This is a genomic window from Curvivirga aplysinae (genome assembly GCF_009711445.1).
Lineage (GTDB): Bacteria > Pseudomonadota > Alphaproteobacteria > UBA8366 > Aestuariispiraceae > Curvivirga > Curvivirga aplysinae.
In genome coordinates this window covers 1-13,029 of record NZ_SMMC01000187.1, presented here as the reverse complement: position 1 = coordinate 13,029, position 13,029 = coordinate 1, and the positions used below count along the sequence as shown (strand labels likewise).

Annotated in this window: 11 protein-coding genes; 7 read left to right on the top strand and 4 right to left on the bottom strand. The window is 43.4% G+C overall.

Features of this window, described 5'->3' with window-relative positions:
- Positions 1 to 10 precede the first annotated feature (10 nt).
- The 4 genes from E1160_RS10550 to E1160_RS10535 all read left to right on the top strand — a co-directional run bounded on the left by E1160_RS10550 (position 11) and on the right by E1160_RS10535 (position 2,626).
- The gene (locus E1160_RS10550; protein ID WP_155155122.1) at positions 11 to 1,288 is read left to right on the top strand and encodes a molybdopterin molybdotransferase MoeA; all 1,278 of its coding nucleotides are present in this window, start codon (positions 11 to 13) and stop codon (positions 1,286 to 1,288) included.
- On the top strand, positions 1,285 to 1,536 hold the full coding sequence (moaD, locus tag E1160_RS10545; protein ID WP_155155121.1) for a molybdopterin converting factor subunit 1: 252 nt from the start codon (positions 1,285 to 1,287) through the stop codon (positions 1,534 to 1,536). The genes E1160_RS10550 and moaD overlap by 4 nt, the downstream gene beginning before the upstream one ends.
- A gap of 4 nt (positions 1,537 to 1,540) precedes the next feature.
- Entirely contained in the window at positions 1,541 to 2,014 is a 474-nt protein-coding gene (locus tag E1160_RS10540; protein WP_155155120.1) for a molybdenum cofactor biosynthesis protein MoaE, read from the top strand.
- Positions 2,015 to 2,110: 96 nt separating this feature from the next.
- A complete protein-coding gene (locus E1160_RS10535; protein ID WP_155155119.1) occupies positions 2,111 to 2,626 on the top strand; it encodes a GNAT family N-acetyltransferase in 516 nt (171 codons plus the stop codon).
- An 80-nt stretch (positions 2,627 to 2,706) separates the two neighbouring features.
- On the opposite strand, the gene E1160_RS10530 is transcribed toward E1160_RS10535, so the two are convergent.
- Complete coding sequence (locus E1160_RS10530; protein ID WP_155155118.1) at positions 2,707 to 3,990, bottom strand: uracil-xanthine permease family protein; 1,284 nt, start codon at positions 3,988 to 3,990, stop codon at positions 2,707 to 2,709.
- A 178-nt stretch (positions 3,991 to 4,168) separates the two neighbouring features.
- Between E1160_RS10530 and E1160_RS10525 the strand changes: the two genes are divergently transcribed.
- Positions 4,169 to 6,325: a YgiQ family radical SAM protein gene (locus tag E1160_RS10525; RefSeq protein ID WP_407923892.1), complete on the top strand. Its 2,157-nt coding sequence runs from the start codon at positions 4,169 to 4,171 to the stop codon at positions 6,323 to 6,325.
- A gap of 65 nt (positions 6,326 to 6,390) precedes the next feature.
- Here E1160_RS10525 and E1160_RS10520 read toward each other — a convergent pair whose 3' ends face one another.
- Together E1160_RS10520 and betB are read right to left on the bottom strand one after the other, a co-directional pair.
- The gene (locus E1160_RS10520) at positions 6,391 to 8,232 is read right to left on the bottom strand and encodes a BCCT family transporter (protein WP_155155117.1); all 1,842 of its coding nucleotides are present in this window, start codon (positions 8,230 to 8,232) and stop codon (positions 6,391 to 6,393) included.
- A gap of 339 nt (positions 8,233 to 8,571) precedes the next feature.
- Positions 8,572 to 10,029 carry a betaine-aldehyde dehydrogenase gene (gene betB / locus E1160_RS10515; protein WP_155155116.1) on the bottom strand — a complete coding sequence of 486 codons (1,458 nt, stop codon included), beginning with the start codon at positions 10,027 to 10,029 and terminating at the stop codon, positions 8,572 to 8,574.
- Positions 10,030 to 10,148: 119 nt separating this feature from the next.
- Between betB and E1160_RS10510 the strand changes: the two genes are divergently transcribed.
- Positions 10,149 to 11,024 carry a LysR family transcriptional regulator gene (locus tag E1160_RS10510; protein WP_155155115.1) on the top strand — a complete coding sequence of 292 codons (876 nt, stop codon included), beginning with the start codon at positions 10,149 to 10,151 and terminating at the stop codon, positions 11,022 to 11,024.
- A gap of 23 nt (positions 11,025 to 11,047) precedes the next feature.
- Here the strand turns inward: E1160_RS10510 and E1160_RS10505 are convergent, their stop codons facing one another.
- Complete coding sequence (locus tag E1160_RS10505) at positions 11,048 to 12,352, bottom strand: class I SAM-dependent methyltransferase (protein ID WP_155155114.1); 1,305 nt, start codon at positions 12,350 to 12,352, stop codon at positions 11,048 to 11,050.
- 72 nt (positions 12,353 to 12,424) lie between these two features.
- Between E1160_RS10505 and purN the strand changes: the two genes are divergently transcribed.
- Positions 12,425 to 13,018, top strand: a complete 594-nt coding sequence (gene purN / locus E1160_RS10500; RefSeq protein ID WP_218048839.1) for a phosphoribosylglycinamide formyltransferase — start codon at positions 12,425 to 12,427, stop codon at positions 13,016 to 13,018.
- Positions 13,019 to 13,029 lie beyond the last annotated feature (11 nt).

The window sequence follows — 13,029 nt, the reverse complement described above, 5'->3', positions numbered from 1 at the left end:
GGGGACCGATATGGCCCAATTAACAGATAGTTGTTTTGATGCGGGTGGTGAACTTTTGCCACTGGAAAAAGCGATCAAACATCTAAAAGAAAATTTACTTCCTGTAGCTCAGAAGGTTTTACTTCCTTTGGCAGAATGTCAAAATCATGTTTTGGCTGAGGACATTATTGCCAATCACAACGTCCCTCCTCACAATAATTCCGCCGTCGACGGATATGCCGTTCGATTTAGCGATCTTTCTAGTTCCGAAAACACCATTTTACCTGTAGGAGCCCGTATTGCAGCTGGCCAGTTTTTAGGTCGTCCATTGGCCGAAAAAGAAGCTATTCGTATCTTTACGGGTGCCCCCATGCCAGAAGGCGCAGATACGGTAATGATGCAAGAAGATACCGTTGAAGCGGATGGTAAAGTCACGTTGCTTCCCGGTATTAAACTAGGGGCAAATAGCCGCAATGCCGGTGAAGATATGCAAGCTGGTAAGGTTGTACTAAAAGCGGGCCAAAAATTATCAGCCCCTCAAATCGCAATTGCTGCTGCACAAGGTTACGCAATTTTACCCGTCTATAAAAAGCTTTCAATCGCGCTATTTTCATCTGGTGACGAAGTAAATGAACCGGGGACAGATTTGCCAAAGGGTGGAATTTTTGATGCTAATCGTCCCATGCTTCTTTCTTTACTTGAAGGATGGGGATGTGACGTTACGGATCTGGGTATATTACCTGATGATCCAAAAGCCATGGAAGAAGCATTTTTAAAAACTGCCAGAGACCACGATCTACTGGTAAGCAGTGCTGGTATGTCTGTGGGCGAAGAAGATCATCTTTGCAATACCATCAAAGCCAATGGTAATTTAAATTTTTGGAAACTGGCCATTAAACCCGGCCGGCCTGTAGGCATGGGCTTACTGCAACAAGATGGAAAATCCACACCAGTCTTGGGATTACCCGGTAATCCAGTGGCAGCATTCCTCACCTGCAATATAGTGGGTCGGGTCATCATCCAAATTTTATCTGGCATGTCTTTAAAATTCCCGATGCGCTTCCCATCTATCTTAGCAGAAGACATTAAAAAGAAAGCAGGACGCGAAGAATACTTACGCTGCAGCTTGACAGGTGATACCAACGCAGCAGGCCTTCCTTATGTTAAACGATTTGGGAAAAGTGGTGCTGCTATCCTTTCTTCTTTGGAAGGTGCAGATGGTTTCATGTTATTGAGAACTGATTTGGAAAACCCCAAAACGGACCAACAAGTATTCTTTCTTCCAATCGAAGGATTATTAACATTATGAAAATTTTGTATTTTGCTTGGTTACGCCAGAAAATAGGTACCGGTGAAGAACGCAAAGATATTCCTGCCAATGTAACAACGGTCTCACAATTGGTGGATTGGTTGAGAAGCGAAGGTGACCATTATGCCGATGCCTTCAAAGATACTTCTGCGATCAAAGTTGCCATCAATCAGGAATTTGCCGATTTCAATGCAACAGTCCAATCCGGTGACGAAGTTGCCTTCTTTCCACCCGTGACCGGAGGCTAAAATTATGGCCGTTCGGGTACAAGTAGAAGATTTCGATCTGGGCATGGAACTCAAACAATTAACCGACGGCAATCATGCCATTGGTGGATTATGCAGTTTTGTAGGCTTGGTACGCGACATGACCAAAACAGATGACGGTGAAATGACAAGATCAGCTGCCATGACGCTTGAACACTATCCCGGCATGACTGAAAAAATGCTGGAACGTATCGAAACTGAGGCACATGAAAGATGGCCGTTGGAAAGCAGCCTGATTATCCATCGTTATGGACGTATGGATGCAGGTGAGCAAATTGTATTGGTAGCGGCAAGTTCCGCCCATCGTGAAGCTGCATTTGAAGCCTGCCATTTTCTTATTGATTGGCTGAAAACAAAGGCCCCTTTCTGGAAAGTTGAAGAAGACGAAAGCGGTAAAGAGAATTGGGTTGAAGCCCGAGACAGCGACGATCAGGCAACTGAACGTTGGAACAAAAACTAAGTATATTCCAAAATGCAAATATTTGTTATTAGTATGAGGAAGATCAATTCTTTGGGGGAAGAATTGCGGCACAAACCACAACCATAGGGTATAAGAATGAGATCAATGCACGTAGATTCAGTAAAGTTAGAAATTGTTGAAGCCGGACAACATGATGCGGATTTAGTATCGATCATGGTCTATCAACTTTTATCTGAAGTTAGTGAAACCAGCGGCACAAGGCTGCATGTTTCTGATGAGGAAATCTATAATACTTGTCATATGCTTTTTGAAGAAGAAGGCCATAAATTCACTGCCTTTCTTGCTTTCGCACAAACCGAAGATACTGGGGCTCGAAAACCTGTTGGTGTTATGACCCTAACAGAAACGGTGGCACTTTATGCAAAAGGCCGATTTGGACAAATCATGGAATTCTTTGTGGATCCAAATTTTCGATCACGTCGTGTTGGGGTAAGACTTTTGCATGCAGCCATTGAACATGGCAAAGAGAAAGCTTGGAGTTGTTTAGAAGTAAACGCGCCTGACATTATTGGCGGACCACGCGCCATCTCTTTCTACAATCGTGAGGGTTTCACCAATTCAGGCCCCAGTATGAAGTTATGCTTAAGGTAACTAAGGAAATTAATAAACATAACCCCAGTTCAAATCATTGAACTGGGGTTATTTACTTCTAACAGAGTAATGAAACTGGCTTAAGCTTCTTCCTCTTTTTCAATATGAATTTTCGCAGGCAGAATCAAATTCAAGACAATACCAACGATACCAGCAAGCCCGATACCACCAAGAGCAAAACCACCGACAGATACTTCAAGACCACCAATACCTAGAACAAGGATCATGGAAATAATGATCATGTTACGTGGGGTCATGATATCATCTTTGGATTTCACCAAAGTGTTCAAACCCACCACCGTAATCATACCGAATAGCAGAACCAATATACCGCCCATCACTGGTGTCGGGATAGTTTGTAAAACGGCACCCAGTTTTCCAACAAATGATAACGCAATCGCCCAAACTGCCGCCCATGTCATGATCGCGGGATTAAATGCACGTGTTAAAGCAACCGCCCCAGTCACTTCTGAATATGTGGTATTTGGCGGGCCACCTAAGAAACTTGCCGCAGAAGTCGCAAGACCATCGCCAAGCATCGTGTTTTGAATACCCGGCTTCTTCAGATAGTCTTTACCTGTCACACTGCGGATTGCAAGAATATCACCGAAATGTTCGATGGCAGGTGCTAACGCGACCGGAAGAATAAATAACACTGCCTGCCAATTCCATTCAGGTAATGTGAAGTCAGGAATTGTAAACCAAGATGCATTTCCAACAGCAGCAAAATCTACGATTGGATTACCAGTAAACATACCAAGAAGGATAGATGTCACATACCCGACAATCACCCCCAAAAGGATCGGTACAATACGGATCAAACCACGTCCCATAATCGCAGCAATCAATGTAGTTCCAAGTGATGCCCCAGCAATGATCAATGCATCACTTTGTGCAACTAAAATGCCTGCACCATCACCTGTTTTACCAAGCGCTAAATTCACACCAACAGGTGCCAAGATTAAACCAATCACCATGATGACAGGGCCTGTTACCACAGGTGGTAAAAATTTGGTCAGGATTTCACTACCCTTGATACGGATCACAAAACTGATCACCACATAAAGCAAACCAGCAGCCGCCAAACCGGATAATGTTGCTGGGATACCCCATGTTTGCACGCCGTAAATAATAGGCGCAATAAAGGCAAAAGAAGAAGCCAAGAAAACTGGTACTTGACCGCGAGTACAGATCTGGAAGATCAATGTACCAAGACCTGCTGTAAACAAAGCTACATTAGGATCAAGGCCGGTTAACAATGGCACGAGCACCAATGCGCCAAAGGCTACAAACATCATTTGACCGCCGATAAACCATTGCCCCGGACGGAATAAATATTCCGTATTGGAAATATCACTTTTCATAAATTAGTCCCTCAAACTAGAAAATTCCCTATTTGCGGCGCATAAGCACATGATTCTTAAGGGATTAAAAGCATTACTAAAGTTGAACAAATTCATAATCCAAATATTAGACTAAACACGTATCAGATTGTGATTTGAGCTTTTAGATGTTTTCCGCTAAAAGCTAGGCAAGGCTTGAATGAAAGAAGCCAATATTGATGGATTGATAAAAAAAATGACCCGACCCTTTATACAGCCAGATAAGAAATTATTTTCCTATCGGAAATACTGGGCGCACCGTTTCGGGAATGCGCCGTTTCTCCCTATGTCTCGTGATGAAATGGACATGCTGGGTTGGGATAGCTGTGACATCATCCTAATCACTGGTGATGCCTATGTGGATCATCCAAGCTTCGGCATGGCGGTTATCGGAAGGGTGTTGGAAGCCCAAGGCTTCCGTGTGGGGATTATTTCCCAACCCCGCTGGCAAGACAAAGAAGATTTCAAACAACTGGGTCGTCCTAATTTATTCTTTGGTATCACTGCCGGAAATATGGACAGTATGGTCAACCGTTATACGGCAGATCGTAAAGTCCGTAATAATGATAGCTACACCCCAAATGATGAAGGCGGCAAACGACCAGATCGTGCGACCTTGGTTTATACACAACGGTGCCGTGAAGCCTTCAAGAAAACCCCAATCGTTATTGGCGGTATTGAGGCCTCCCTTCGTCGTATGGCCCATTTTGATTATTGGTCAAACAAAGTACGTCGTTCTATCCTGTTAGATGCAAAAGCAGATATTCTTTTATACGGCAATGCAGAACGTGCCATTGTTGAATTAGCTCATCGCTGCGCCAAAGGTGAACATCCTGCAGATATGCTGGACATGCGTGGTGCTGCCTTTAATCTGGAAAATGTACCTGATGGCTGGACAGTTCAGGACCATACATCCATTGATGAATTGACACCTTTGCAGCCTCACGAAATCGAAAACAATGTGATCCGAGTGCCTTCCTATGAAATGGTATCACAAGATAAAGAAACTTACGCACAAGCTAGCCGCCTGATCCATGTGGAAAGTAATCCGGATAACGCACGCCCATTGGTACAAGCCCATGGTGATCGGGAAATATGGGTAAATCCACCTCCAATTCCACTTAGTACGCCGGAAATGGATGGCGTTTTTGATCTGCCTTATGCACGAAATCCACACCCGACATATGGGGATGCGAAGATTCCTGCATGGGACATGATCAAATTTTCGGTTAATATCATGCGCGGATGTTTCGGTGGTTGCAGTTTCTGTTCCATCACCGAACATGAAGGCCGCGTTATTCAAAGCCGATCCAATGACAGTGTCATCCGCGAAATTGAAGAGATGCGTGACAAGGTAAAAGGCTTTGCAGGACAGATTTCTGACCTAGGCGGCCCAACCGCCAATATGTATCATATGAATTGTAAAGATCCGAAAATCCATGCAGGCTGTCGTAAGCTATCCTGCGTGTATCCTGTGATCTGTAAAAACCTTGTGACGGATCATGGTGAATTGATTGATCTATACAAACGCGCGCGTAATGTACAAGGCGTAAAAAAGGTCTCTATCGGATCTGGTGTACGTTACGATTTGGCTGTTGAAAGTCCAAAATATATTAAAGAGTTGGTGAAACATCATGTGGGTGGGTATTTGAAAATTGCCCCGGAACATACCGAAGAAAACAGCCTCAAAAAGATGATGAAGCCGGGCATTGGCACTTATGATCGATTTAAGGAATTGTTTGATCGGGCCGCAAAAGAAGCTGGTAAAGAACTTTATCTGATCCCCTATTTCATCGCGGCCCATCCGGGTACCACCGACGAAGATATGATGAATTTGGCTCTTTGGTTAAAGCGCAATAATTTCCGTGCCGATCAGGTCCAAACCTTCACACCGACACCAATGTCACTTTCCACCGCTATGTATTATAGTGAGAAAAATCCACTGCATCCCGTACGTCGCGGCGAGGCAAGTGAACATGTGGGCACACCACGTAGCGGCATGCAACGGAAACTACACAAAGCTTTCTTACGTTATCATGACCCGAAAAACTGGCCTGTTATTCGTGACGCCCTAAAAGAAATGGGACGTGACGATCTTATCGGGCGTGGCAAGGAATGCTTGGTTCCTTTCCCAAGCCGTAATGAGCGTAGCAGCTATCAACGTAGAAGCAGTGGTGGACAAAGCCCCGGTGGCCAGCAAGAATTCAGATCTGGTGGCATGAATAAAAATCGTGGAAAGCCAAAAGCAAAAACATTCTTCACCACCCATGCAGGCGAAGGTCGCCGAAAAGTTGGGGATAGTAAGAAAAAGCGTTAAAATAGAAAAAGGCAGAAACTCAAAAAGAGCTTCTGCCTTTTCTTTATATTACAGCTAAGATGTATTTAGTCTGCTGCGACTTCAGATACCTCACCAGCTTTCTCACGCAAGCCATCACGATAGAGGGCTTTGGCAAGGGAAATACACATCAGGCCCATCACCATGGTGAACGGCAAAGCACCAATGATCATGGCATTTTTCAATGCATCAAGACCACCACCACCAGCAAGTAGCAAGGCACCAATTACAGTCGTCAGGATGACACCCCATACGATACGATGCTTGTTACCCGCCAATTGGTCACCACCAGACATAATGGTGTTCATCACCAAAATACCGGAATCTGCAGAAGTTACCAAGAAGGTCATGATCAAGACCACACACATCACCGTGATCAATTGCAAGAAACCACCATCAATCATATGACCTAAAGTCACGAACAGTTTCGCACCGTTTGAGGCACCAATGATGCTACCTTCTGCAATGCCAGCAAGTTCAAGATCGATTGCTGTACCACCAAGAATGGTCATCCATGCAAAACAAACCAAAGCAGGTGCAATCACACAGCCAAGGATAAATTCACGAACGGAACGGCCTTTGGAAATACGCGCCAAGAATAAACCAACAAATGGAGAGAAGGCAATCCACCATGCCCAATAGAAGGATGTCCAACCAGATTGCCACCCAAATAGACGACCTTCTGTACCTGCTTCATAGACGGTTGCTGCCAAAGCATCGGCATTTTCTAATGCTGCAAAGCTCGCTGGCAAGCCAGATTTAAATCCATCCAAGCTACCCCATGCATTTGTGGCACCGCTATAGAGGCTCGCAACATCTTCTGCTGGCAAGGCTTTAACCGCTTCTGGCAGCATTGTCGCAAATGTATCTGCGGAAAGTGGGCCATGGGCAACAAAGGAAAGGGAAATGAAGTTCAGGATATAATCCAACATCGCGGAACCATAAGTAGTCATGGAGAATGCGAAAGAACCGAAGATGATAAAAATCGCAACCAAAACCAAGGACAAGACCAAGTTCAGGTTAGACAAATATTTCACACCACGTCCAACACCGGACACAGCAGAAACAATAGACATGCCCATAATCATAATTAAGGCTGCCATTAGACCAACTTTTGTCGGGCTTGGCGCATCCCCTGTCACATCCATCAACCAGCCCATGCCAGTGATCGCATAGACACCTTCAACAAATTGGTTAATACCAAAGCCAATTGTTACAGATACACCAAGGATGGTTGCAACGACACCAAGTACGTCGATGATATGACCAATAACACCGTTCACATGTTTACCCAAAAGCGGGGTCAAGGCCGAACGAATGGTCAAAGGCATATCACGTGTATAGGCATAATAAGCAAGTGACAGGCCTGTTACCACATAGATCGCCCATGCATGGAAACCATAATGCAAGAAAGTATAGCGATAGCCACTTTCAAGAGATTCAACAGTATTTGGGGCCACTTCACCTGCCACAATGACAGGGTTTGATCCCCAAAGGCCAAGCGGTTCTGCAGTGGAAAACACCATCAAACCCACACCAAGGCCTGCGCCAAACATCATAGAAAACCATGAGAAATTGGAAAATTCTGGTTTTTCCCCGGGTGTGCCCATAATGCGGCTACCCGTTTTTGGTAATAATGCAATAACTAATAAGAAAAATGCAAAAAATCCAACAATGACAACGTAGAAACTATTAAAGCCCTCTAATAAGGCCCAGTTGAAACTTCCCAAAACGCTATTGGCATTTGCCGGCCAAACCAAGGCCCAGATTACAAGCGCGGCCATAGAAATCTTACTAATGAGGGCGATAGGCAAACTATAGCCGTCATAAAAACCTTTATCAGCCTTTTTAATATCAAGGTCGGTAAAGGGTGGTTTAATACTACTCATAATGTAGTCTTCTCCCTTGTTCATATATGTGAGCTTCTTGTTATTATTATAATTATTATGAAAGATACGAAGAACTGATTACCCCTTCTTCATATCCATGTTGTTTCATCAACACTCTTAATTCTACCACAACTCAAAAAAGTTGTATCCAGCTAATATACAATCAATTAAAATGAAGTTTCGAGCCAATAATATTGATGTTCACTTCAATAAAATTAAACTCACCCTAAATTAAATATCTAAGAAATTGAAATAAAATAAAAAAATGGCAGAGCCTCAGTAAAGAGACCCTGCCAGTTTTGCAGGTTAAAAGCGATGAGCCTGTGTTCTTATGGGAGGTTAGAACGCAGCCTCAGTCGCACCCATCGCCACATAAACGGTTTTTACTTCGCTATAGTGGTTCAGGGCTTCCTTGGAATTCTCACGACCGATACCAGAATCTTTCACCCCACCAAATGGCGCTTCAACGGGCGCTAGGTTATAGGTGTTGATGTAACAGGTACCTGCCTCAAATGCCTTTACAACGCGATGTGCGCGGTTGATGTCAGATGTGTAAACGCCAGCCGCCAAACCAAGCTCGGTCGCATTGGCACGTTCCAACACTTCTTCTTCTGTATCGAAATCAAGAACAGACATGACAGGGCCGAAAATTTCTTCTTTGGCGATGCGCATCTCGTCTTTCACGTCGGAAAATACTGTCGGCTCCATAAAGAAACCATTGCCGTCTAATTGCTTGCCACCATGAGAAAGGGTTGCGCCTTCTTCTTTCCCGATCTCAACATAGCTCATAGCGATGTTTAGCTGGTTTTCAGAAACCATTGGGCCGAAATTTGTTTCTTCATTCATTGGGTCACCAATGATCACGCCGCTTTCAAGACGTTCTTTCATACGGGACAGGAATTTATCCTTGATGCCTTTTTGAACAAATACACGGGTACAGTTGGAACAAACCTGACCAGAAGAATAGAAGTTACCATTAATCGCACCGCTGATCGCGCTTTCGATATCCGCATCATCAAAAATGATCAATGGAGATTTACCGCCAAGTTCCATGGTCACATGTTTCATTTGTGCCGCTGCCGCGGCATAAACTTTCTTACCTGTTGGGGCAGAACCGGTGAGGGAAACTTTGGCCACACGTGGATCGGTTGTTAGGGCCGCGCCCACATTGCCGAAACCTTGAACCACATTCATCACACCTTTTGGAGCGCCAGCTTCGATCAAAATCTCTGCCACTTTCAATGCACAAAGCGGGGTTGTTTCAGATGGTTTAAACACCATGGCATTACCACAAGCCAAAGCAGGCGCAGATTTCCAACATGCAATCTGGGTTGGATAATTCCATGCGCCAAGGCCCACACAAATACCCAATGGTTGACGCACGGTATAGGCAAATGTGTCATTGTCCAATGGTACATATTCACCTGTGACAGCCGCGGCCAAACCACCATAATATTCCAGCGCATCCGCACCGGATGTGGCATCCGCAATGCTTGTTTCCTGATAAGGTTTACCTGTGTCATAGGTTTCAAGAACAGAGAGGTCATGGTTACGTTCACGCATGATATCCGCAGCTTTGCGCAAGATACGACCGCGTTCTTTTGGTTCCATCGCGGCCCAGATTTTCTGTGCCTTTTCCGCAGCCACCATTGCTTTTTCAATGATAGCAGGTGTCGCAGAATGCAGCTTGGCAACAACTTCACCTGTTGCCGGGTAAATCACGTCTAGCGCTTCACCCGCTGTATCTTCCACATATTCACCATCAATAAAATGACTTGCTTTTGGTTGGATATCCATGAATTTCTATCTCTCTCTTATAGTCCAAGGTTCCGGAGAAAATTTGATGGGATTAAGATAAACAGCCTAGGTAAAATTAAAACTGGACTTTTACTTGGGAATAACCCTAACTACAGGTTATGAACTATTTTAGACGCACACTTCCCTCTTTAGACGCGCTGGTTTATTTCGAAGCCGCCGCGCGCCACCTGAATTTTACTAAGGCCGCTGATGAGTTGAATGTCTCTCAAGTGGCGGTAAGTAAGCGCATCCGCATCCTAGAAGAAGACTTGGACACAGCGCTTTTTCAGAGAGATTCTAAAAGGATCAGCCTGACCGAAGATGGCCTGAAACTGGCAGAGCAAATTCCCGCCGCACTTGCCTTTATCGAAGAGGCCGTCAAACAACACCAGAAACAAACTGATTCCAAACGCAAGGTTATTCAAATCGTCGCGGATGAGAATGTGATATTCTTCTGGCTCAATGATCTGGTGCGGCAATATCAATTGGAAGGGCATGAAGCCCTTATCTCTGTCATCACTTCAAATAACGTGAATGATCCCATCTGGGAAGAAGCCGATCTGGCGATCTTTTTTGGTTCCGCCCCGCCCACAGGCTGGAATGGGCAAATGTTGTTTCGAGAAGCCCTTACCCCCGTTGCCAAACCGGGGATTGATCCAAAAACCTTACCGCTTCTCAATTATGAAAAGGAAGTACCCAATTGTTTTAACTGGCTCAATTTTATGGATAACGACCTGTGGCAGGATTTAAAACAAAACCCCATCCAAGACTGCGCCTCTTATATCCAATCTATTTCTCTTGCCTTGAAAGGCGAAGGCATCGCCTTGGCGGAACGTGCCCTCCTGCAGAAAGAACTCGCCAACAACCAACTCACCCCCGTCAGCCCCGACACGCAAGAGACAGAAGAATGCTATTTCCTCGCCACGCCAGCCAATAGGCCTGTGAGTGTTGAGGTGCAGGAGTTAACAAACTTTTTATGTCAAATATCCCAATAAAGCTTCTTTCAGTGAATGAATCATTAACCTCTTAGAACTTCTTTTCTATCTGAATTATTCAGATTTTTGAACCATTCCTGATAATAAGGCGTAACCATCGATATTCCTTTAAATATTGGGAATTCATGTCCATGCTTCTCACATACTAGGCATCTATTCTTTTCTAGAAGTCGAGATCCATCATGTGGACATTTGATTTCTTCAGAACACTTGTTTAAAGCCGCATTTTGCCCCCCCGCTTTTCGGGCAACCAAAAAGAAATATGCATTTTCTTTACTTTCAGAAACAATCTCTTCATCCTGCTCAATCAATGGAGCACAAACTGTATTCATAAAGTTCAAGTAAATTTGATCAAATACTTCATTACTATATGCAGAATCTTTTGAAAAATCTGGAAGCGTATTCGTTTTTAGCAAGAAGTCAGAATCAAATAAGTAATAGGCTAGGGAAAGCAAACTTTTAGAGAAATAAGGAATGATTTTAATATCTTCAAAACCCAATTCCTTAAGCTCAGCCTTCAAGCTTTCCTGACTGGAGAAATTTTGCTCACAATCAGATTCCGCACGATATCTAGAGCCGGAATTTAAGAAATTCAGCATCTCTTTAGAAGTGTTCGAGAAACCTGACTTCTTTAACAAATTATACCAGGGGCGTTCTTTACGTGCTATATCATTAATATCGTTGAAACATAAAACACCCCCACGTGCAGTAACACGTGCCATTTCTTGCAGCGCTTTGCCTCGTTCCGGAACATGATAAAGCATATTTTCAGCAAGTACGGTCTCAAAAGTTCCTTCGTTAAAGGGGATATGCCGAGCATCAATTGTCATATAATGTTCATGACTTGAAATTGACCGGGTGTAAAGAAGAGGTGACAAACCAGGATCACTAACAACACTAAAAGACTTTGATTCAAAATGAACTTTAGAAGCAATCCCCATTCCCGTACCGAGTTCCAAACTTGAAGACTTAATCTCCAAATCACTAAGTACCCGATGATTCAAAGCCGTTAGGATCAAAAAAAGAGGTGAACTAATAGCACGATTGGTTGCAAGAATACTTCGAAAAATATTCTCAGTCTTGCCAGCAGGCTTACCATACCAATTCTCATATTTTGCAAAACTTTCCAAAATTGCAAAAGTCTGAAAAAGTCTTTCGGCATGGATATCCGTCATATTTTTATGGCTTGAAACATACCCCTTTAATCGGTCAGAAATCTCTTCAATATTTCGACTAAAATGATTGGTGCTTTGAAAGGAAGCTGACTCTCGTTTTGATTTTAAGATATGTGTCTCTGCATCCTGAATGCACATATTTTCAAAAGACAAGATATTTTCCTTTCCATAGAAGCTGACTTAACAGAATATCTAAATTTATAATTTGAAATGGCAGGCTTTAAAATGGGCAATTCATATAAAGTGACTATTTTCATCTCCGGGGGAGGTGGATATGCAGCCTATGCTAAGAAATCTAAACAATTAAGCCATATTGACTTCAAGATCATTGCTGACCGCCAACCAGTGAAACATCCCGAATGTGTAGATGAATATCTTATTTATGAAAATACCAAGACTTATTGGGAAGAATTTTCAGAATATGTTAAGGAAGCTGATTTAACCTTTATAAATTTCAACTGGATTATTCCCAAATATATCTGCCGTTTACATTCTGGCAAGTTAATCAATCAGCATCCGTCATTACTGCCTGATTTTCCAGGTCTCAACATACAAGATAGAGTTTTAAAATCTGGCATCACTCAATCAGGCACAACTTTCCATTTTGTTGATGAAAATGTAGATTCCGGCCCTATTATTTGGCAAACATTTTTTGATATCTCCAGAGATGATACTATAGCTTCACTATCTTATAAGAATTGGATCCACAGCCGCGATCATTATGTGAATATAATAAATTGGTTTTCTAAAGGACGAATTTCTCTGCAAAATAGAAATGTCTTTATTGATGGACATCCCCCAAATTTTTCCACTAATTAGTGTTGTTAAGT